A 22,636-nucleotide genomic window follows, 5' to 3' on the forward strand; every position below is an offset into this window, starting at 1 on the left:
AAATGACGAAGTTAAGTGTAAACATAAATAAGATAGCGACTTTACGTAATTCTCGTGGTGGAAATACACCTAATGTTGTGCAATTTGCAAAGGACGTTCAACGTTTTGGAGCTGAAGGCGTCACAGTGCATCCTAGACCAGATGAACGTCATATTAAATACCAAGATACACGAGATTTAAAACCAGAAGTGTATACAGAGTTTAACGTTGAAGGTAATCCTATTCCATCATTTATGGATTTGGTTTTAGAAGTTAAGCCAACGCAAGTCACTTTAGTTCCAGATGCTGTTGATGCATTGACTTCTAATGCAGGTTGGAATACCATTATTCATAAAGATTTTTTAACTGAAGTGATTTCAGAACTTAAATCTAACGGAATTAGAACTTCTATTTTTGTAGATCCAGTTTTAGAAATGATTGAAGGTGCTAAAGCCACAGGAACAGATCGTATTGAATTGTACACCGAAAGTTTTGCGCATCAATACAGTTTAGGAAACAAAAAAGAAGTAGAGTCTTTTACAAAAGCTGCTGAATTGGCAAATAAAATAGGTTTAGGTGTGAATGCTGGACACGATTTGTCGTTAGAGAATATTAAATTCTTTAAAGATAATATTCCTGGATTATTAGAGGTTTCTATAGGTCATGCTTTAGTATCTGAAAGCTTATACTTAGGTATAGAAAACGTTATACAAATGTATCTTCAAAAGTTAAAATAGTAATAAAACTGTCACATTAATCGTGGTCACTGAGCTAAGTTGAAGTGCAGTCGAGATGTCTCATTTTTGTATAATATGAAAAGTAAAATGAAACTACACTCTAAAATTTTAGGCGAAGGACAACCGTTCATTATTCTTCACGGATTTTTAGGTATGAGTGACAACTGGAAAACACTAGGTAATAAATTTAGTGAAGCAGGTTTTCAGGTGCACTTAGTTGATCAACGCAATCATGGTCGTAGCTTTCATGATGATGAATTTAATTATGATGTTTTAGCTGAAGACTTAAAGAGATATTGTGACTCGTATCAATTAGAAAATGTCATTCTTTTAGGGCATTCCATGGGAGGAAAAACTGCCATGCTATTTGCTACATTATATCCAAAAATGGTGTCTCAATTATTGGTTGCAGATATCAGTCCGCGTTTTTATCCAATACATCATGATACAATTTTGAATGGCTTGAGCACATTAGATTTTTCAGAAATTAAAAGTAGAAGTCAAGCTGATAAAGTACTATCAAATTATGTGTCTGAAGTTGGTACTCGAATGTTCTTGCTTAAAAATTTATATTGGATTGAAAAAGGACAATTGGCGTTACGTATTAATCTAGATGTTTTAAAAGAAAATGTGTCTGAAGTTGGTGAAGCCTTGCCAATACATTCAAAATTTGAAAAACCAACACTTTTTTTACGAGGTGATAAAAGTGAATATGTGATGCCAAACGATGAAGGTTTGATTAAACAACATTTTCCTCTGTCTAAAATTGAAACCATTTCAAATGCTGGTCATTGGTTGCATGCTGAAAATCCTAAAGACTTTTATGATGCTGTCATAAGTTTTATTACCTTTAGTAGATAAATCACAATAGTATGAATCTTATTCTTAGGCTTTTAATCACTGCAGGTATTGTTGTGTTATTAGCACATTTTTTACCTGGAGTTGCTGTAAGCGGATTTACAGCAGCTATCATTGTAGCTGTCGTTTTGGCGTTATTAAATGCCATATTAAAACCCATCTTAGTAATTTTAACCATACCAATTACAATTGTAACTTTAGGTTTATTCTTATTGGTTATCAATGCATGTATTATTCTTTTAGCAGATAAATTTGTTGATGGTTTTGGTGTTAATGGGTTTTGGACAGCCTTGCTATTTAGTATCCTCTTATCTATCTCCCAATCTATTGCATATTCATTTTTAAAAGAAGATAAAAAATAGACTAATAATCAGGTGTTTAAAATATTGTTGGGTTGTAAAAAAATGTGTATTTTTGCAGCCCAATTTTGATATGATTTAAAATGAACATCACAAGAGAAAACATCGATGCATTAAATGCAGTGGTAAAAGTAGATATCGCAAAAGAAGATTATAGCGATAAAGTTGAAAAAATATTAAGCGATTATCGTAAATCGGCTAACATTCCTGGTTTTAGAAAAGGTCATGTGCCAATGGGAATGGTTAAAAAACAGTATGGTAAAGCCGTTTTAGTAGATGAGGTTAATAAACTTTTACAAGACGCACTAGGAAAATATCTTACTGAAGAAAAATTAGATGTGCTTGGTAACCCATTACCTAAGCCTCAAGATGATTTAGATTGGGATGCTGATGCATTTTCTTTTGAGTTCGAATTAGGTTTAGCTCCTGAGTTTGAAGTAAACTTAAAAGGAAAGAAAGCCATCACTCATTATAATATTGTGGCTGATAAGAAAATGCTCGACAACCAAGTAGAGCACATCAGAAAACAATATGGTAAAATCGTTTCAGAAGATACAGTAGCTAAAGATTCAGAAATTACTGGTGTTTTTGAAAACGAAGAAAAGGCGATTAATAATTCAGCTACAATTACTTTAGATAAGTTTAAAGGAAAGTCTACAGAAAAGCAGTTTGTTGGAGCTAAAGTTGGTGATGTCATCACTTTAAAAACAAAAGGTTTATTTAATGACGATCATGATTTAATGACCTTTTTAAAAGTATCGCATGATGATGCACATGGTTTAGATGTTGAAGTAAATTTTACAATCAACGAAATCAATTCAAGAGAATTAGCCGATTTAGATCAAGAGCTTTTTGATAAATTATTTGGTAAAGGTGTTGTTACTTCTGTTACTGAGTTGAAAGAAAAAATCAAAGAAGATTCTGAAAAGCAATTCGCTCAACAAGGTGATCAAAAATTATTAAATGACGTTACTGAGTATTTAGTTGAAAATACAAAATTTGAGTTGCCAGCTGAATTTCTTCAAAAATGGATGCAAACAGCAGGTGAAGAAGAAATGGATGCAGAACAGGCTAAAGAAGAATACGAAAAGTCTGAAAAAAGCATGCGTTACCAATTAATAGAAGGTAAATTAATTGAAAAATTTGACCTTCAGGTTAAGTTTGAAGATCTTCAAGCACATGCTAAAGAAATGATTAAAGGTCAAATGGCTCAGTTTGGTCAAATGAATCCTTCAGATGAAGAGTTAGATGGTATTGCATCTCGTGTATTGTCTAATAAAGATGAAGTAAAACGTTTGTCTGAACAGTTAATGAGTACAAAATTGTTAAATCTATATAAATCTGAGGCTAATCTTAAGACAAAAGAGATTACTTATGATGATTTTGTAAAAGAGTTTTATAGCTAATAAATACATTTTTAATTACTATATTTGAGCGTAAAACTTAATAGTTTTACGCTTTTTGTTTCACAATAAATGATTTAAGAAAATCTATGGATTACGGAAAAGAATTCGAAAAATTCGCAATAAAAGATCAAGGTGTAAGTAGTACATATTACAATAAAATTATAAGCAGTATGTATCCTGTAGGACTAACACCAAATATTATTGAAGAACGTCAGATGAATGCAGTTGCAATGGATGTGTTTTCAAGATTAATGATGGATCGAATCATATTTCTAGGAATGGGAATTAACGATCAAGTTGCAAATATTATACAAGCACAATTATTGTTTTTAGAAAGTACAGATGCATCAAAAGATATTCAAATTTATATCAATTCACCAGGAGGAAGCGTGTATGCTGGATTGGGAATTTACGATACAATGCAATTAATTAAACCAGATGTGGCTACTATTTGTACAGGTATGGCAGCTTCAATGGGAGCTGTTTTGTTATGTGCTGGTGAAAAAGGAAAACGTAGTGGTTTAACACATTCTCGTGTAATGATTCATCAACCTTTAGGTGGAGCCCAAGGTCAAGCAAGTGATATAGAAATTACAGCTCGTGAAATATTAACACTTAAAGAAGAGTTATATCAAATTATTAGTAAGCATTCAGGTCAAGATTACGACAAAGTTTATGAAGATAGTGATCGTGATTACTGGATGAAAGCTGATAAGGCAAAAGCATATGGAATGATAGACGAAGTACTATCTAGAGGATAATAAATACTGGAAGTTAAAGTTTGAGCTTAAGTTTTTTGTAAAACTTTCAAACTTTCAAACTTTCAAACTTTTAACTAAAAACATGGCAAAGGAAGAATTAGAATGCTCGTTTTGTGGTAGAAAAAAGCCAGAAACTAATTTATTAATCGCTGGATTAGATGCTCACATATGTGATCGTTGTATCGAGCAAGCACATGGTATTGTTTTAGAAGAATCTAAACAGTCAGATAATGCAGAGTTGTCTTCTGAGCTAATGCTCAGAAAACCACTTCAAATCAAAACGTTTCTAGACGAATATATTATTGGTCAGGAATACACCAAAAAGGTAATGTCTGTTGCTGTTTATAATCACTATAAACGTTTATTACAGCCACCAACTGATGATGATATTGAAATACAGAAAAGTAATATCATTATGGTTGGTCAGACTGGTACAGGAAAAACACTCATGGCGAAAACAGTTGCCAGAATGTTGAATGTGCCTTTGGCTATTGTTGATGCAACTGTGTTAACTGAAGCTGGATATGTTGGAGAAGATGTTGAAAGTATTTTAACCCGTTTATTACAAGCGGCAGATTACAGTCTTGAAAAAGCAGAAAAAGGAATCGTTTTTATTGACGAGATTGATAAAATAGCACGTAAAAGTGATAACCCTTCTATAACTCGTGATGTGTCTGGTGAAGGTGTACAACAAGCTTTACTGAAACTTTTAGAAGGGACTACAGTAAACGTTCCGCCAAAAGGAGGACGAAAGCATCCTGATCAGAAATTTATTGAAGTCAATACTGAGAATATCTTATTTATTGCTGGAGGTGCTTTTGATGGTATAGAAAAGAAAATTTCTAAACGCTTAAACTTGGCAGCAATTGGTTATAAGGCAGCTCAGGATGGAGATACTTTAGATACCGATAATTTATTACAATATATTATTCCAAAAGATTTAAAAGACTTTGGATTGATTCCTGAAATTATTGGTCGTCTTCCTGTATTAACCTATATGGATCCTTTAGATGCGAAAACCTTAAGAGCAATTTTAACCGAACCTAAAAATGCCATCATCAAGCAATATAAAAAGTTGTTTGCTATGGATGATATTGAGTTTTCAATTACTGATGGCGCATTAGATTTTATTGTAGATAAAGCCATTGAGTATAAATTAGGCGCTAGAGGTTTACGTTCCCTATGTGAAGAGATTTTAACTGATGCCATGTTTGAATTACCAAGCGGAGAAGAAACAAAGCTAAATGTGACTAAATCTTATGCCGAAGGTAAACTAGAAAAAACAACGTTGAAGAAACTCAAAGCAGTATCTTAAAGACATCTTTTTTGATATAAAAAATAAAACCACTCGCTTTGAGTGGTTTTTATTTTTTCGGATTTAAAAATTAACATTGCTGAACAATATTTATAAAAAATCACAATATATTTTAGAGGGATAAAATCTGTAATTGTGAGTGTTTTTCTTTGTATTACTTTGTAAATATAAGAGCAAAACATAGAGATAAAAAACGATTTTTGGCAGTTTTGGATGAACCCGATTAAAAACTCGTTATGCGGAAAATTCTGATGTCGTTTGTCGGAAAAATTTGAAATCTCTTTCCGTTCATCGATACTCACAATAGTTTTTAAAGTTAGCGTAAAGTAGTTTCACTAGTATTTAACTGAAGCAGCTCATCTATATATTCACGACTATTTGATAAACGCGGAATTTTATGTTGGCCTCCAAGTTTATTATGTTGTTTTAGCCAATCATAAAATAATTGCTTACGTGCAATATGAACTTCAAGCATGTTAAGTGTCATATTATTGTGACGTTTTGCTTCATAATCAGAGTTTAAAGATTGCAGTGTATTATCTAAAAGTTCTTTAAACTGCGTTACATCTTTTGGTGGTGTTTTAAATTCAATAAGCCATTCATGTGCGCCTTTACTTTTTCCTTTCATAAAAATTGGAGCAGCTGTATAGTCTACAATTTCTGCATCACATGATTTGCATACTTCTCTAAGCGCATCTTCGGCATTTTCAATAATTAATTCTTCACCAAAAGCATTAATATGATGCTTTGTTCTTCCAGACACTTTTATTCGGTATGGATTTGTTGAAGTAAATCTTATGGTGTCTCCAATTTTATAGCGCCAAAGTCCTGCATTAGTTGTTATAATAACAGCGTAATTTACACCAACTTCTACTTCGCTTAATGGGATCACTTTAACATTAGGAGTTCCATAAGTAGTCATTGGAATAAATTCATAAAAAATACCATAGTCTAGCATTAGTAATAATTCACTACTATCATTTTGATCTTGAATAGCGAAAAATCCTTCCGAAGCATTATAAATTTCATAATACTTAAAATCTGATTTTGGTAAAATGGCTTTGTATTGATCTACATAAGGCACAAAACTTACACCTCCATGAAAATAAACTTCTAGATTTGGCCAGATATCAAATAAACTGTCTTTTCCAGTAGCATCTAATATATTGTTAAGTAAAACCAACATCCATGAAGGGACACCAGCTAAGCTTGTGACATTTTCATTAATGGTTTCTTCTACAATGGCTTGCATCTTAGTTTCCCAATCACTCATTAACGATACACGATTACTAGGTGTACTGCTAAATTCTGCCCAAAATGGCATATTGTCTATAAGAATGGCAGATAAATCTCCAAAAACAGTTCCATTTTCTCTGTAAAGCTCTTTACTGCCACCAAGACGCAATCCCTTTCCTGTAAATAATTGTGAGTCTTCATTATTATTCAAATACATACACAATAAATCTTTACTAGCAGCATAATGGCAATCTTCTAAAGACTCTTCACTTACTGGTATAAATTTACTTTTAGCATTTGTAGTGCCACTAGATTTTGCAAACCATTTTATTGGTGTTGGCCAAAAAATGTTGTGTTCTCCTCTACGAGAACGTTCAATAATATTCTGGTAATCTTCATAAGAAGAAATTGGAATGCGTTCTGAAAAGGTCTTGTAATCTGTTATCGAATGAAAGTCATATTGTTTACCGATTTCAGTGTCTTTTGCTTTAGAAAGCAAATGAAAAAGCAATTCATTTTGTACTTCATTAGGATACTTTAAAAACAATTCTATTTGATGAAATCGTTTTTTTAAGAACCATGATGCAATTGAATTTACTAAAGGAATCGGCATTTTATAGTATCTTTATGGTTTAAAAATAATACTTTTTTTTATATGTTTTATCAAGGTGTTTTGACAAAAATGGAAACGGAATACGCACAACCTATTCAATATTATTTGGTGCTTGAGAATGATTTCCTGAATATGAATCAGTTACTTGAAAAAACCATCACAATGCAATTTGTAAAATACCAATGCTTAAAATGCGGATTAGATAAGCCAATTTACAGACAAGGGTTTTGTAAACAAGATTTTTTCGATATTCCTCAGGCTGGTGATTGGATCATGCGACCAGAATTAAGCACTGCTCATTTAGGAAAAGAAGATCGTGATTTAGAATATGAGAAAAAAGTACAATTACAACCACATATTGTATATCTCGCTAATTCAAGTAATGTAAAAGTTGGTGTCACTAGAAAGAGTCAGGTGCCAACACGTTGGATTGATCAAGGCGCTCATGAAGCTATTGAAATTGTTGAAGTGCCTAATCGATATCTCGCTGGCATTACTGAAGTTGCTTTAAAAGATCATGTGGCAGATAAAACCAATTGGCGAAAAATGCTGAAAAATGATGTGGAAGATGAAAATTTAGTGGAGTGGAGAGAACGACTTAAATCTTATATTCCTGAAGAAGCTCAAGACTATTATATTGCATCTAATACCGAAACTAATCTAGAGTTTCCTGTGTTAAGTTATCCTAAAAAGCCTAAAAGTTTAAATATAGAAAAAGAGCAATCTTATACTGGAAAATTAGTTGGTGTAAAAGGACAATACCTCATTTTTGAAGACAATACTGTGTTCAATATTAGAGCAAACGAAGGCTTGGTTGTGAAGTTTATTATAACTTAAATAAAAAAAAGCATACTCTATATAAAGTATGCTTTTTTTATTGTTATAAAATTCTACTAGATATTTTCTTGATCTCTTAAACCTTGAATGTATCCAGCTTTTTGAATTTCTCTTCTTCTTTTTACTGAAGGCTTAGTGAAAAACTGATTTTCACGAATGTTTTGCATTGTTTTTACGTTACGATGTTTTCTTTTGTAACGTTTTAAAGCTCTCTCAATGCTTTCTCCTTCTTTTACTAAAATCTTAATCATGTATTAATTTTAATGGTTATGGTTTATCCTAAATAGGTCTTTAATATTTTACTTTTTGAATCCTGACGTAAACGTCTAATTCCTTTTTCGCGTATTTGTCTTACACGCTCTCTTGTTAAATCGAAAGTAACTCCAATTTCGTCAAGTGTCATTGGTGGTTCATTGCTTAAGCCAAAATTTAAACGAATCACATCACTTTCTTTTTGTGATAAGGTATCTAAGGCTCTATTGATTTCTAGGTTTAATGATTCTTTCATTAAATCGCGATCTGGATTTGGTGACTCACCAGATTTTACAACATCATATAAGCTAGACGTTTCGCCTTCTTTTAAAGGAGCATCCATTGATAAATGACGACCAGAATTTTTTAATGACTGCTTTACTTCTGAAACTGTCATGTCTAATTCATGAGCAATTTCTTCAGCACTAGGTGCTCTTTGATGTGATTGCTCTAAAAATGAAAATGCCTTATTGATTTTGTTTATTGAACCAATTTTGTTCAAAGGTAATCTAACTATTCGAGATTGTTCTGCTAAAGCTTGTAAAATTGCTTGTCTAATCCACCACACAGCATAAGAAATAAACTTAAATCCTCTGGTTTCATCAAAACGTTTTGCAGCTTTTACTAATCCAGCATTGCCTTCATTTATTAAATCAGGAAGTGTTAATCCTTGATTTTGATATTGTTTAGCAACAGAAACTACAAAACGTAAGTTAGCCGTTGTCAACTTATCTAAAGCAATTTGATCTCCTTCTCTAATACGCTGAGCGAGTTCAACTTCTTCTTCAGCAGTTATCATTGGTAACTTGCTGATGTCTTGTAGGTATTTGTCTAGTGATTTAGATTCGCGGTTGGTAACTTGTTTAGTAATCTTTAATTGCCTCATGTATTCAGTCGTGTTTTAAAAGTTTGCAAGAGTTCAATGTAACTTTTAATTTGAGAAAAGCAAATAAAAACGCAATTCTTTATAAAAAATATAGGAAAACCACGTTTTTTTATAATTTTTTTAACTTTTAAAGCCTATCGGTTATTAGTTTTTAGTCGAATCTTTCTTCTTGTCTTTACCTTTTAGAATATTCTCAAAGAGTCCTTTTACACCTTCTTTAATAGGATCTTTAGTTTTTGTGTCATCTGTTTTTGTTGAGGAAGAGTCTTGAGTGTTGTTTTTTGTATCGTCTTTCTTTCCGCCTATAAGTCCATCTAGTAAATCTGTTACTTGATCCTTTCCTTTATTAATAAGCTTTTGCTTTTCAATTTCTATAAGCTGTTTGGTTAAGTTGGAGATGCCACTTGATAAATCGGTTTTAACATTCGGACTCGTATAGTTGCCAGTAATATTTGCAGTAACAGGAATGCTAATTTTGTTGGTTTCTGAATCGTTTATTTTACCTATTAAACGATTAACATCACTTCCCAAGTACTTAGCAGGAACTTGAAATACTACATTGTAGTCTAGTGTTGTATTAAAGCCATGCGAACCAGAAACTTGAATGTCGATGTCTTCATACTTAAGGTTGAAAGGTTTTACATTTACTTTTCCATCTGAAAAATCTAAATTGGCTTTAAGGTCTTTTAAATCTAATTTACTAAAGTCTATAAAATTTATTGCGCCTTCAAGTTTACTTAACACAGACCCTTTTTTAGGGTCAATATTTGTGGTCAATAATTCGGCAAATGCATCTCCAGAAACGGTGTTGAGGTTAGGCGAAAATTCGCTATCTAAAGTGCCTTGTAAACTTATGTTAGTGTTCAGTTTTCCTTGTAAGGCTTTAGCGATTGGTGCTAAACTTTGTAGTAAATCTAAGCCTTTAAATGATTTTGAAATATCAAAATTGTCTGCACCAAGATTCAAATTAAACACTGGAGTATCTGTCTTGGTCGATACTTTTCCTGCAATGGCCAATTTACCATCAAAAATAGTGCTAGTCATATTTTGAAGATCTGCTTCTTGATCTTTTATAGATAAGGTTCCTTTGACATCCTTTAAACTCAGATTGTCATAAACTACAGTTTTAGCATTAGCATTTATTTTACAATCTAAAAACGCAGGAATTTTTAGTGACTCGGCATCTGATGTGGTTTTGTTTGAAGATTCTGAAGCAGTTTCATCTTCAACCATAAAATCACTCACAACAAAGTTATTTGAATTGACATCAAAATTACCTTGAAGCTTTTTGTCGCTTAGTAAAAATCCGAGAAGGTTTTTAATGTTTCCTGTTGCAGAAAAATCACTAGTTCCAGTTTGAGCATTAAAACTATTGAGTTTTACTGTTCCTGGCTGAAAAACGATATCTGCATTACTTATTTGAATTGGATTAACAATGTCTTGAGATGAAAACACAAAATCGGTTATGCTTGCATTACCATTGTTTTTAATGCGATTGTAAGCACTAGTTTCAATAGCATTCATATCAAATTGTGTATTGAGCTTAGCTTTTAAAAGTCCGCTTAATTGTTTGTCGAAATCTATAGGATAGGCTTTGGTGAGATTTCCTAGGTTAAGTGAGCCATCAATATTTGCGTTAACAAAAATGTTTTTTGTGAGATTTTTCAGCTTAGCGGACGCTTTAAACACATCTTTATCAATTTTGAAATTAAGAGTTTTAATGTCAATGTAAGTGTCATCAACGATACCAGTTTCATTTTTTATAGCAGTATCAATTGTGATATTACTTACGCGTTTTGGTAAATCTGGATATTTAAAAGAAGCATTGTTTGATGTTATTCTAATGTCTAATGTTGGGATGGTTTCTTCAGTAACTTTTCCTTTTAAAGTTCCGTTAATTTTAAAATTTCCAGTGGTTTCAACACCATCAATATTTTTAGAATAGGCTTCAGGAATGACTGCTAAAAAGTCTTTAAAAGACGATCCAGGATTTTCAAAAGTAATATCGATATCTTGAGCGTTTTCAAGTATTTGCACATAACCTTTAAACTCTAGTGGTAACTTATTTATATAAGCTTTGTTGTCTTTAAACGTGTATTTTTGATTGTTTAAATCTAGCCCAATTAAGGCATCTAATTTTATGTGATTGTTGTTAAGGTATTTAGTGCTGTCTAGACTTAAACTTATAGTTGTGCTCGTTTCGGTATCGAGTACAGAATTATCTGCTGAAAATGTTCCGTGACCAGAATGATTTAATTCGGTCATGTGTAGTTCTATTTTAGAAATCGCATCTAAATAGGTAATGGCACTATTAGAAATGGCGTAATCTTCAATGTCAAACGAAAAACTAGAATTAGAGGCTTCAGTTTCAGTAGCACTACTTTCTTTGTCTTTAGTGATGTCATAGTTAGCATTGCCTAAAGCATCAGTTTTTAATGTCAACAAGGCTTCATCAACGTTGATGGCGTTGATAACAATAGGCTCATCACTTGAGGTTTTAAAAAGTTCATTTACAGACATTGTAAACGAAATGTGCTTGGCAGTGACAAAAGTTTCATCTTCAAAAGGTTTAAAATTGGTAATCACTAGGTCATCAACTTCAACATGAGCTTGAGGAAAACTCTTAATAAGACTTAAGCTTACATCACTAAATTCTACTTGCGCATTTAGGTTTTCGTTAATAAAACGTTTTACCATGTCTTTAATTTGAGACTGAAATGCAAAAGGAATGGCTAATAAAAGAAAGAAAATAATGAGTATAGAAATACCTGCAATTTTAAAGGCTTTTTTCATAAAATAAGTATCAGTAGTAATTTGTGTGTAAATATATACGAAGCAGGTCTTACTTTAGACCAAATTATATTAAAGTTTAGTGAAAATTTAAACTAAAAAACAGATTCTAGATACGATTTTTCGTCGCTCAGAATCACCCGATTTAGATAATTACAGATTTTTGATACTAAACAGATAAATACTATTTGTTTAAATGAGTTCAATCTCTTCATTGATTTTTAAATTGAATCGCTTTCTAAAAAGAAACACACCTAAATACAAAAATGGTGTGTCTAAAGCAGCAACAATAACTTTGAATATAAAACCACTAATAAGTAAGCCTTTAAAATTCTCCCAAGGAATAATACCAAAAGCGCATAATAAAATCAATATAGTCAAAGTGTCAACAAATTGTGAAAACCAAGTAGAAAAATTATTCCTTAGCCATAAATGTTTTCCTTTGGTTAACCGTTTCCAAAAGTGATAGATTTGAATATCAACAAACTGAGCAAATAAATAGGTAACCATACTTGCAAAAACTGCTAGTGCCGAATTTCCAAACACATAAGTAAAAGTTTCATCATCAACATGTGACCATGAGGTTGCTGGCACATTACTAGATATCACTATAATGAGTAATGAAAAAACAGACGCAAAGATTCCAGCAACAACTACTTGATTTGCACGTTTCTTTCCGTAAATTTCACTAATTAAATCGGTTATTAAAAAAGTTAATGGATAAGGTAAGAGACCAACTGAAATTTCAAAAAGCTTAGCGCCAAAAATTTCCACATCAAAAGGATACCAATAAAAAAACTTTTGAAAAATAAGGTTAGATACTACCAAAGAGGTAATAAAAAGTGCTGCTAAGAACAAATATATTTTTTGAGCAAGAAGTTTATCTTTTAAGGTCATAAATTGTGAATAAATACTTCCTGTAAATATACGTTAAAGTGATTTTCTTTTCATTATTTTGGCAATCATTATGAAGACACCTAACCACGTTTACATCGCTCTTGGAAGCAATAAAGGCGACAGATTAAAATATCTACAAGATGCTGTTGACTCGATTTTTAAAGAGATTGGAAACGTTATTAGTATTGCAAAAGTATACAACACACCAGCTTTTGGTTTTGATGGTGACGATTTTTTAAACACCTGTTTACATGTTGAAACAGGTTTTGCTTCGGAAGTAGTTTTAGATAAACTTTTAGCAATTGAAACACAATTAGGACGATCAAGATCTAAAACAAAAGTTTATGAAGCGAGAACGATAGATTTAGATATTCTGTTTTATAATGAAGCTGTTGTTGAAACAGAACACTTAATAATTCCGCATCCAGAATTACAAAAACGAAAGTTTGTATTGCAACCATTAAGTGATATTGCTTCACAACTGAAGCATCCTGTTTTAGAACAAAGTGTTTCAGAATTATTAGCATCTTGTGATGACACTAGTGAAGTTGAGCAAATTAAAATTTGGTTAAAAAATCCAGCTAAACAATTAAGTTTTTCAAATCATAATTACATTGCTATCGAAGGAAATATTGGTGCAGGCAAAACAAGTTTAGCTCATAAAATCTCACGTGATTTTAATGCAAAACTCATTTTAGAACGCTTTGCCGATAATCCGTTTTTACCAAAGTTTTATGAAGAACCACAGCGTTATGCTTTTACGTTAGAAATGTCATTTCTTGCCGATCGTTATCAGCAAATTAGTGACGATTTATCGCAATTAGATTTGTTTAAGGATTTTATGGTAAGCGATTATGATATTTATAAATCACTAATCTTTTCAAAAATCACTTTGCCTGAAGATGAGTTTAAGCTATACCGAAAGTTATTTTACTTAATGTATAAAGATATTGCTAAACCAGATTTATATGTCTATCTCTATCAAAATACCGAACGTTTGCAGGAAAACATTAAAAAGCGTGGTCGTGATTATGAGCAGAATATAGATAGTGAATATTTAGAAAAAATCAATTCGGGCTATTTGGAGTTTTTGAAAAATCAAAGTGACCTCAATGTGAAAATCATTGATATATCTGAAAAAGATTTTGTGAAACATAGAGCAGATTATTTATGGTTACTCAATGAAATTTGTAAAGTATGATGATATCTCGCATTGAAACAATTGAAGATCGTTTGGTTGTTGGTATGGCAATACAAACTTCGTTTTTAAACATTAATGAAGATACAAAACAATTGGCACAAATCTTTATGCCTAGACGAGCTGAAGTTAATTCTAGAATAGGAAAGCATGTGTTTTCAATTCAAAATTATGGATCAAGCTTTACGCCTTCAGACCCAAAATCTGAATTTGAAAAATGGGTTGGTGTAGAGGTTACAGATTTTAATAATGTACCTGATGGTATGAAAACTTTTGTTATTTCATCTGGAACTTATGTTGTTTTTAATTTTAAAGGTTCTGAGTCTGAGTTTTCTAAAAGTAGAGTTTATATTTTTAAAGAATGGTTACCAAATTCAGGATATCAACTTGACCAAAAAGCACATTTTGAAATTTTAAACGAAGATTACAGTAAAGACCTTAAGAATATCGAGGAAGAGATTTGGATTCCGATAATAAAAAAATCTTAGTTTTTTGTCATTTAGAGTTGTCACTGAGCAGTTCGACAAGCTCATTTTAGTACTTGTCGTAGTGTGAACGAGAAATCTCTAACTTAGATGAGGTTTTTCCACTTTGGTTGAAATGATAATACAAATTTGTTTTAAGTTCGGTATGACAAAAATTGAAGATTTAAAATGTGTCATTTCGAGCTTGCCGAGAAATCTATTTCATAATAATCAGATTTTTAATTTGTATAAGATTCCTCCATTTCAGTCGGAATGACAAAACCAATAAAATTCCTTTTTACTTGATTTAGAATTTACAAAGTAAATAAAGTTGTTACAATTTCACCTTGGTTATCCTCTAAAGTGATTTTATTCAAAACCCTTTGTTGAAGTGCTTTTAAATTAAAAGGTGATTTTAGTAAATCTACACCACTATTATGTTTGAGTCTAATGCCTTGCCCTGAAATAATATCTTTATTAGGAATAAAATCTCCTGTCGGAAGGTGTTCGGTTAGTATAAGGTATTTGTAAACTCTTAGCGTTTTAATAATGCTTATAATTTCAGCATTTGATAGATGTTGAAGCACTTGCCGTAAGATAACACAATCTGCAATAGGAAGTTCATCCTTAGAAATATCTAAACAATGAAACTCTAAATGACTGACTTTAAATTTCGTTTTGTTTCGTTCAATTAGCGACGGAACAATGTCAATCGCAATGTATCTTTTGGTGTTATTTAAAAGTTGTTTTCCAATATTAAAATCGCCACATCCTAAATCGCAAACAGATAAACTATTGCGATGAGATTTTAAAAACGAGGTTACAGCATCGAGGTAAGGTTTCGTAATATTTGGAATGTGAGAACCTTCTCCAGAATAAAAGTCAAACGCTTTTCCACCCCAAAGATGCTGCTCATAAATTTGACTCATAGCAGCTTTGGTTGGCCAAGGTTTTTTAATTTTTTCTTTCATTCTTCATATGAATCAATTGTCATTCCGAAATGAGGAACGATTGAGGAATCTATTTTTATATCCTAGATAAAATTCGTGAAACTTAGATTTCTTGTCGCTTGACTTTCACTTATGTTTCAGTTTATAAGAATGGGAGAGATTTCTCGTCGCTACGCTCTGTCGAAATGACAAAAGTTTATATTCTACTAACTACTAACTACTAACTACTAACTACTAACTACTAACTACTAACTACTAACTACTAACCACTAACTTCGAAAACAAATCCCAAACCACCACACCACAACTCACCGAAATGTTAAGCGAATGTTTGGTTCCAAATTGTGGAATCTCTAACACAATATCGCTAGAGTCAACAACATCTTGCGTTACACCTTTAACTTCATTGCCAAATACTAAAGCGTATTTTGTATCAATTTCAGGTTGAAAGTCATTTAGCATAGTCGCATGTTCGGCTTGCTCAATACTAGCGATTTTTACGCCTTTAGATTTTAGTGTTTTAACAACATCTAAAGTGTGTTCGGCATATTCCCAATCTACGGTTTCAGTGCTTCCTAAAGCTGTTTTTCTTATGTCATTATGAGGAGGAGTAGCTGTAATTCCGCAGAGGTAAATTTTTTCAACCAAAAACGCGTCACTCGTTCTAAACACTGAGCCAATATTATTCAAACTTCTAATGTTGTCAAGAATAATAATTATAGGTGTTTTTTTTGCCGACTTAAATTCGTCGATATTTAACCGATTTAGTTCGCTGTTTTTTAGTTTTCTCATCTTTAGTTTCCGCGAAAGCGGTAATCTCATTTAGTTTATCATTCCAATAAATAGAATAATCTACTACATTGTTTTTTATTGTCATGCTGAGCATAGTCAAAGCATCTAGTCTTTCTTCTAGATTCTTTACGATGTTCAGAATGACTTCAATAGTTGTTAAAATCTATCAATAATTGTAAATAACTTCTAGTTGTAAGCCTTTATAAAACTTCAAAATATAAGTACATTAGCAGTCTTACAATTTTCACAAAAATACACAAAACCATTGGCTAAAAAAGTAAAAAAAGAAACACCATTAATGAAACAGTACAATGCAATCAAGGCAAAGTATCCTGATGCATTATTGTTATTTAGAGTAGGTGATTTTTATGAAACCTTTGGAGAAGATGCTATTAAAACATCTAAAATTCTAGATATTATTTTAACAAAGCGAGGAGCAGGAAGTCCAACAGAAACTGAATTGGCTGGTTTTCCGCATCATTCTCTAAACACTTACTTGCCTAAATTAGTAAAGGCTGGTTGTCGTGTTGCTATTTGTGATCAACTTGAAGATCCTAAGCAAACTAAAACCATTGTAAAACGTGGTGTTACTGAATTAGTGACTCCAGGAGTTGCGCTTAATGATGATATTTTACATTCTAAAACAAATAACTTTTTAGCAGCTGTTCATTTTACACCAAAAAGCTTAGGTGTCTCTTTTTTAGATGTCTCTACAGGTGAGTTCTTTATATCTCAAGGTGACGAAGATTATATTGATAAACTCCTTCAAAATTTTAAGCCAAGTGAAGTTTTAGTTTCTAAGCCCAACAAATTAAAGTTCAATTCAGCTTTTGGAAATGATTTCCATGCTTTTTACCTAGAAGATTGGGTGTTTCAAGATGATTATGCCAATGAAACGTTACTAAAACATTTCAATACTAAATCTTTAAAAGGATTTGGGATTGAAGATTTATATGAAGGTATCGTAGCTTCTGGTTCAATTTTGCATTATTTGGCTGAAACACAACATCATAAATTACAGCATATTACTTCCATTCAACGTTTAACAAAAGGTGAGTACGTATGGATGGATCGTTTTACGATTAAGAATTTAGAATTGTATCAATCAACGAACCAAAATGCAGTGACTCTAGTTGATGTGATTGATAAAACCATTTCGCCAATGGGAGGACGACTGCTCAAACGTTGGTTGGCTTTGCCATTGATTAATCTTGACGCAATCCGTCAGCGACATGATGTTGTAGAGTTTCTTAATCAAGATGATGTGTTATTGACAAAGCTTCAGCATCAATTGAAACAAATTGGAGACATTGAACGTTTAATTTCTAAAGTTGCCACAGCTAAAATCAATCCGAGAGAAGTTGTTCAGCTTAAAAATGCTTTAGAAGCTATTGTTCCAATTAAAGCTTTAGCAAGCCAATCTAAAAATAAAGCCCTTCAGCATATAGGAGAACAAATAGATTTGTGTGAAATTTTACGTGAACGAATTAAAGCCACACTTAATGAAGACGCTCCAGTTAATATCTTAAAAGGAAATGCAATTGCTTCCGATTTTTCTTCAGAATTAAAAGAACTTAGAGCGCTTTCGGCTTCAGGAAAAGATTACTTAGATCAAATGCTAGAGCGCGAAAGTGAGCGAACAGGAATTACATCGCTTAAAATAGCTTCAAATAATGTATTTGGTTATTATATAGAAGTTAGACATACACACAAAGATAAAGTTCCTAAAGAATGGATACGTAAGCAAACCTTAGTTAGTGCTGAGCGATATATTACTGAAGAATTAAAAGAATACGAGACTAAAATATTAGGTGCAGAAGAGCGTATTTTAGCCATTGAGCAACAATTGTTTGCTGAGTTGATTCATTGGATGGTTGACTATATTAGGTCTGTTCAGAAAAATTCAGCATTAATCGCTCAATTAGATTGCTTATCTGGTTTTTCTAGGTTAGCCCAAGAAAATAATTATTCGAGACCACAGCTTACAGAGGCATATGAATTAGATATTAAAAACGGAAGGCATCCAGTTATTGAAAAGCAATTGCCTCACAGTGAACCTTATATTGCCAATGACGTGTATTTAGATCGAGAACAGCAACAAATCATCATGATTACTGGTCCGAATATGTCTGGTAAGTCAGCTATTTTGCGTCAAACAGCATTAATCGTTTTATTAGCGCAAATGGGAAGTTTTGTTCCTGCGGAAGCAGCTACAATTGGATTGGTAGATAAGATTTTTACAAGAGTAGGAGCTAGTGATAATATCTCAATGGGAGAATCAACCTTTATGGTAGAGATGAATGAAACGGCTTCCATTTTGAATAATATTTCCGAGCGAAGTTTGGTTTTATTAGATGAAATAGGAAGAGGAACAAGTACTTATGATGGGATTTCTATTGCTTGGGCAATAAGTGAGTATTTGCATGAGCATCCAAGTCGAGCAAAAACCTTATTCGCAACACATTATCATGAACTCAATGAAATGTCTGAAACCTTCGAGCGCATTAAGAATTTTAATGTGTCTGTAAAAGAGCTAAAAGACAATGTATTGTTTTTAAGAAAACTGGTTGAAGGAGGAAGTGAACATAGTTTTGGAATACATGTAGCAAAAATGGCAGGAATGCCTCAGCAAGTAATTCATCGTGCTAACAAAATTTTAAAGCAACTAGAAAAATCACATTCTAGTGAAGAGCTAACCGATAAGGTTAAAACCTTAGAAAGTGATATGCAATTGAGTTTTTTCAATTTAGATGATCCGCTTTTAGAGCAAATTAAAGAGGAAATTGTAAATACAGATATAGACACTTTAACACCAGTTGAAGCTTTAATGAAGCTTAATGAAATAAAACGTATGTTGCTGAAAAAGAAGCATGCATAAAAATATCTAAGTTTTTTTTAAAAAAGGCTTTGCTTTTCTGATAAAAGTCTTAAATTTGCCCTCGCAATAATCAAGAACGTTCTTATACATTGCTAATGCGAAAGTAGCTCAGGGGTAGAGCATCACCTTGCCAAGGTGAGGGTCGCGGGTTCAAATCCCGTCTTTCGCTCTACACTTAAACATATACCAATTTAGTCTTGTCGAGACTAAGATGCTGAAGTGGTGGAATTGGTAGACACGTTGGACTTAAAATCCAATGTCCGTTTAGGACGTACGGGTTCAAGTCCCGTCTTCAGTACAAAGAAAAAGCCAGAACGAAAGTTCTGGCTTTTTTGGTTTAAAAAAACATATTTAAAATAAAAAGGTCTGATGTATATCAGACCTTTTTTTTATAAAAGTAACTAGAGTTTAGTTATCTTTTTTTACTTTGTTCAATGCATCAGCACCTTTTTCTTTAGCTTTATCAACAGCATTGTTTGCAGCTTCTTTTGCATCATCTTTAGCTTTGTCTACTGCATCTTTAGCAGCATCTTTAGCAGCATCTTTTGCACCATCAACAGCATCTTTAGCTTTGTTAGCAGCATCTTCTGCTCCTTCTTTTACAGAATCAACAGCATCGCTAGCAGCATCTTTAGCATCATCCATTGCCTCTCCTGCGGCATCAGCAGCGTCGTTTGCAGCTTCACCAGCAGCATCAGCTGCTTCATCAATAGCTTCACCTGCTTCTTCTGCAGCATTTTCAATAGCATCTCCAGCCTCTTCAGCACCTTCTTTAGTTTCTCTACATGATACAGATACAATAAGTGCCAATACCAATACCATGTTTAATAATAATTTTTTCATTGTAATTGTTTTAGTGTTAATTAATAATACACGAAATTAATAAGTTATATTGAAATGACCTCAATAAAATTAACTTTTTGTTAACAAGTTAAGATTTTACTATTAATTTCAGTCTTATATACGAATGTAATCCATAATTTGGTTGACTGCGCCTTTATTTTTTTTAATGAAATCTGCGTTTTTTGTTCCGAGTCGTATTCTTTTTTCAGAAGAGTTAACCAAACTTTCTAGTTCTTTTTCAAGATTTTCCTTGTTCTTAACACTTAAAACGCCTTCATTTTCAATCATGGCTTTAGCTTCTGGAAATTTACTGTGATGTTGTCCAATTATTATTGGAACTCCAAATACAGCAGGTTCTAAAATATTGTGCAGACCAGTAGTTCCCATTGCTCCACCAACATAAGCAATGTCTGCATAGCTGTATGTTTTTGTTAATACTCCAATAGTGTCTAAAATAAAAACAGATGCATCAGTAACAGATTTATGCTCTAACTCTGAAAATAAAACTGCTTTTACAGTGAGTTTTTTTGTAATATTTTCAATTTGAGTTTTATTGACATTATGTGGTGCAATAATAAATTTTAATTGCTCTGAAGCCTTTTTGTTAATATAAGGTAGTATTATTGCTTCGTCTTCAGGCCATGAACTTCCAATAACGATACATAAACTATCTTGCTTAAATGCTGAAATATAGTCTAAGTCATTTTGTTGTACTAACTGATTTGAAACACGATCGTATCTCGTGTCTCCAGAAACAGTAACATTAGTAATATGTATACTTTTAAGTAACTGCTTTGAATCTTCATTTTGAACAAAAAAATGTTCAAACGCTTGCAAGGCTTTCTTTAAATGACTTCCATACCACTTAAAATAAGAATGATTTTGTCTGAATAGTGCTGAAACTAAAATTGCACGACCTTGTCTTCGTTTTAATTCATTTAAAATATTAGGCCAAATATCATATTTTACAAATACTGTAAATTCAGGATTTACAATATTTAAAAAATGTTTAGCATTTGTTTTGGTGTCTAATGGCAAGTAGGTGACAACATCAGCAATAGGAGTGTTTTTTCGAATTTCATAACCAGAAGGCGAAAAAAAAGTCAATACGATTTTATGAGAAGTATATTGTTTTCTTATGGCTTCAAAAACAGGTAAACCTTGTTCGTATTCACCTAAAGAAGCACAGTGAAACCAAATGATCTTATCTTTGGAAGACAAGCTTTCATTCAAAATTTTAAAGGTTTGACGACGGCCTTCAACACCTTTTTTAATCTTAAGATTAAATAAAGCAAAAATTTTTAAAACGAAAGAAAGTATATGTATTGATAAATTATACAATATCTAAGATTTTGTTATTGCTAAAATACTGTTCTTTGATATAATTTCATTGCTTAATGCTAACGAATTTTGTAATTTCGTATGATATGAAAAAAATTCAAATGGTTGACCTTAAAGGTCAGTATAACAAAATAAAAACTGAAGTAGATAGCTCAGTTTTAGAGGTGTTAGATTCTACTGCATATATTAATGGACCAAAAGTTCATGAGTTTCAAAAGAGTCTTGAAGATTATTTAGGTGTAAAACATGTAATCCCTTGTGCTAATGGTACAGATGCTTTACAAATAGCAATGATGGGATTAGGTTTAAAACCAGGCGATGAGGTAATTACTGCCGATTTTACTTTTGCTGCAACTGTAGAGGTCATTGCATTGTTACAATTAACTCCAGTTTTAGTAGATGTCGATCCTGTAACCTTTAATATAGATATTGATGCCATTAAAAAGGCAATTACTCCTAAAACAAAAGCCATTGTGCCTGTTCATTTATTTGGTATGTGTGCCAATATGGAAGCCATTATGGAAATTGCTCAAGAGCATGATTTATTTGTAATTGAAGATAATGCACAAGCTATTGGTTCTACCTATACTTATAGTAATGGTAATAAAGCTAAAGCTGGAACCATTGGTCATGTCGCATCGACATCTTTTTTTCCATCCAAAAACTTAGGATGTTATGGAGATGGAGGCGCGATTTTTACAAATGATGACGATTTAGCGCACACCATTAGAGGTATTGTAAATCATGGCATGTATGTTCGATATCATCATGATGTTGTAGGTGTCAATTCTAGATTAGATTCAATTCAAGCAGCTATTTTAAATATAAAATTGAAGCAATTAGATGCCTATAATAATGCAAGGCAGATTACTGCAAGTAAATACTCTAAAGCTTTTAAGGACGAAAAAAATATAATCACTCCTAGTACAAATTCTGGTCAAAAAGAAGATTTTGAAACTACAGATTCTCATGTGTTTCATCAATATACACTTAGGGTTTTAAATACAGATCGAGATGCTTTAGTCAAACACTTGAATGAACAGGGAATTCCGTGTGGTGTCTATTACCCAATTCCGTTGCATTTACAAAAAGCCTATCAAGATGCTAGATATATTGAAGCCGATTTTAAAGTTACCAATCAACTTGTAAAAGAAGTTATTTCTTTACCAATGCATACTGAATTGGATGATGAACAAATTGAATTCATCACGTCTACAGTTATCAATTTTGTAAATTCATAAAAC

At 32.3% G+C, this 22,636-nt stretch carries 20 protein-coding genes and 2 tRNA genes; 13 read left to right on the forward strand and 9 right to left on the reverse strand.

Going from position 1 to position 22,636, the window contains the following annotated elements:
- Positions 1-2: 2 nt before the first annotated feature.
- The 6 genes from ACP15M_RS12930 (at position 3) to clpX (ending at position 5,415) form a co-directional block, all read left to right on the forward strand.
- Positions 3-716, forward strand: coding sequence for a pyridoxine 5'-phosphate synthase (locus ACP15M_RS12930; RefSeq protein WP_425077624.1), 714 nt, complete (start codon positions 3-5; stop codon positions 714-716).
- Between the two features lie 87 nt (positions 717-803).
- Positions 804-1,577: an alpha/beta fold hydrolase gene (locus ACP15M_RS12935; RefSeq protein ID WP_425077781.1), complete on the forward strand. Its 774-nt coding sequence runs from the start codon at positions 804-806 to the stop codon at positions 1,575-1,577.
- Between the two features lie 11 nt (positions 1,578-1,588).
- Positions 1,589-1,936 (forward strand): phage holin family protein, encoded by a 348-nt coding sequence (locus tag ACP15M_RS12940; protein WP_425077625.1) that lies wholly within the window; start codon positions 1,589-1,591, stop codon positions 1,934-1,936.
- Between the two features lie 80 nt (positions 1,937-2,016).
- Positions 2,017-3,339 carry a trigger factor gene (gene tig, locus ACP15M_RS12945; RefSeq protein WP_425077626.1) on the forward strand — a complete coding sequence of 441 codons (1,323 nt, stop codon included), beginning with the start codon at positions 2,017-2,019 and terminating at the stop codon, positions 3,337-3,339.
- Positions 3,340-3,425: 86 nt separating this feature from the next.
- Complete coding sequence (locus ACP15M_RS12950) at positions 3,426-4,100, forward strand: ClpP family protease (protein ID WP_425077627.1); 675 nt, start codon at positions 3,426-3,428, stop codon at positions 4,098-4,100.
- Between the two features lie 82 nt (positions 4,101-4,182).
- Positions 4,183-5,415 carry an ATP-dependent Clp protease ATP-binding subunit ClpX gene (gene clpX, locus ACP15M_RS12955; protein WP_425077628.1) on the forward strand — a complete coding sequence of 411 codons (1,233 nt, stop codon included), beginning with the start codon at positions 4,183-4,185 and terminating at the stop codon, positions 5,413-5,415.
- Between the two features lie 316 nt (positions 5,416-5,731).
- On the opposite strand, the gene ACP15M_RS12960 is transcribed toward clpX, so the two are convergent.
- Positions 5,732-7,264: a GH3 auxin-responsive promoter family protein gene (locus ACP15M_RS12960; protein ID WP_425077629.1), complete on the reverse strand. Its 1,533-nt coding sequence runs from the start codon at positions 7,262-7,264 to the stop codon at positions 5,732-5,734.
- A 42-nt stretch (positions 7,265-7,306) separates the two neighbouring features.
- Here ACP15M_RS12960 and ACP15M_RS12965 point away from each other — a divergent pair, with 42 nt between their 5' ends.
- The gene (locus ACP15M_RS12965) at positions 7,307-8,101 is read left to right on the forward strand and encodes a DUF2797 domain-containing protein (protein ID WP_425077630.1); all 795 of its coding nucleotides are present in this window, start codon (positions 7,307-7,309) and stop codon (positions 8,099-8,101) included.
- 56 nt (positions 8,102-8,157) lie between these two features.
- Here the strand turns inward: ACP15M_RS12965 and rpsU are convergent, their stop codons facing one another.
- The 4 genes from rpsU to ACP15M_RS12985 form a co-directional block, all read right to left on the reverse strand.
- Complete coding sequence (gene rpsU / locus ACP15M_RS12970) at positions 8,158-8,352, reverse strand: 30S ribosomal protein S21 (protein WP_425077631.1); 195 nt, start codon at positions 8,350-8,352, stop codon at positions 8,158-8,160.
- Between the two features lie 23 nt (positions 8,353-8,375).
- Positions 8,376-9,239: a sigma-70 family RNA polymerase sigma factor gene (locus ACP15M_RS12975; protein WP_425077632.1), complete on the reverse strand. Its 864-nt coding sequence runs from the start codon at positions 9,237-9,239 to the stop codon at positions 8,376-8,378.
- Between the two features lie 144 nt (positions 9,240-9,383).
- Positions 9,384-12,032, reverse strand: coding sequence for an AsmA-like C-terminal region-containing protein (locus ACP15M_RS12980; RefSeq protein WP_425077633.1), 2,649 nt, complete (start codon positions 12,030-12,032; stop codon positions 9,384-9,386).
- Between the two features lie 189 nt (positions 12,033-12,221).
- A complete protein-coding gene (locus ACP15M_RS12985) occupies positions 12,222-12,926 on the reverse strand; it encodes a queuosine precursor transporter (protein ID WP_425077634.1) in 705 nt (234 codons plus the stop codon).
- A gap of 70 nt (positions 12,927-12,996) precedes the next feature.
- Here ACP15M_RS12985 and folK point away from each other — a divergent pair, with 70 nt between their 5' ends.
- Positions 12,997-14,127, forward strand: coding sequence for a 2-amino-4-hydroxy-6-hydroxymethyldihydropteridine diphosphokinase (folK, locus tag ACP15M_RS12990; RefSeq protein WP_425077635.1), 1,131 nt, complete (start codon positions 12,997-12,999; stop codon positions 14,125-14,127).
- Positions 14,124-14,612 carry a GyrI-like domain-containing protein gene (locus ACP15M_RS12995; RefSeq protein WP_425077636.1) on the forward strand — a complete coding sequence of 163 codons (489 nt, stop codon included), beginning with the start codon at positions 14,124-14,126 and terminating at the stop codon, positions 14,610-14,612. Before folK ends, ACP15M_RS12995 begins: the two co-directional genes overlap by 4 nt.
- 290 nt (positions 14,613-14,902) lie before the next feature.
- Here ACP15M_RS12995 and ACP15M_RS13000 read toward each other — a convergent pair whose 3' ends face one another.
- Entirely contained in the window at positions 14,903-15,559 is a 657-nt protein-coding gene (locus ACP15M_RS13000; protein ID WP_425077637.1) for a class I SAM-dependent methyltransferase, read from the reverse strand.
- A 234-nt stretch (positions 15,560-15,793) separates the two neighbouring features.
- Positions 15,794-16,330, reverse strand: coding sequence for an RNA methyltransferase (locus ACP15M_RS13005; RefSeq protein WP_425077638.1), 537 nt, complete (start codon positions 16,328-16,330; stop codon positions 15,794-15,796).
- A gap of 265 nt (positions 16,331-16,595) precedes the next feature.
- On the opposite strand from ACP15M_RS13005, the gene mutS reads away from it, so the two are divergent.
- From mutS to ACP15M_RS13020, 3 genes are all read left to right on the forward strand, one after another.
- Entirely contained in the window at positions 16,596-19,208 is a 2,613-nt protein-coding gene (gene mutS, locus ACP15M_RS13010; RefSeq protein ID WP_425077639.1) for a DNA mismatch repair protein MutS, read from the forward strand.
- A 97-nt stretch (positions 19,209-19,305) separates the two neighbouring features.
- Positions 19,306-19,377: transfer RNA gene (locus ACP15M_RS13015), tRNA-Gly, on the forward strand.
- A gap of 44 nt (positions 19,378-19,421) precedes the next feature.
- A tRNA-Leu gene (locus ACP15M_RS13020) sits at positions 19,422-19,506 on the forward strand.
- Between the two features lie 110 nt (positions 19,507-19,616).
- Here ACP15M_RS13020 and ACP15M_RS13025 read toward each other — a convergent pair.
- Positions 19,617-20,051: a hypothetical protein gene (locus ACP15M_RS13025; RefSeq protein WP_425077640.1), complete on the reverse strand. Its 435-nt coding sequence runs from the start codon at positions 20,049-20,051 to the stop codon at positions 19,617-19,619.
- A 114-nt stretch (positions 20,052-20,165) separates the two neighbouring features.
- Complete coding sequence (locus ACP15M_RS13030; RefSeq protein ID WP_425077641.1) at positions 20,166-21,392, reverse strand: 3-deoxy-D-manno-octulosonic acid transferase; 1,227 nt, start codon at positions 21,390-21,392, stop codon at positions 20,166-20,168.
- Positions 21,393-21,478: 86 nt separating this feature from the next.
- Here ACP15M_RS13030 and ACP15M_RS13035 point away from each other — a divergent pair, with 86 nt between their 5' ends.
- Entirely contained in the window at positions 21,479-22,633 is a 1,155-nt protein-coding gene (locus ACP15M_RS13035) for a DegT/DnrJ/EryC1/StrS family aminotransferase (RefSeq protein ID WP_425077642.1), read from the forward strand.
- The last annotated feature ends 3 nt before the right edge of the window (positions 22,634-22,636 follow it).

The sequence above is a fragment of the Psychroserpens sp. S379A genome, assembly GCF_049800755.1.
In the GTDB taxonomy this organism is placed as follows: Bacteria; Bacteroidota; Bacteroidia; order Flavobacteriales; family Flavobacteriaceae; genus Psychroserpens.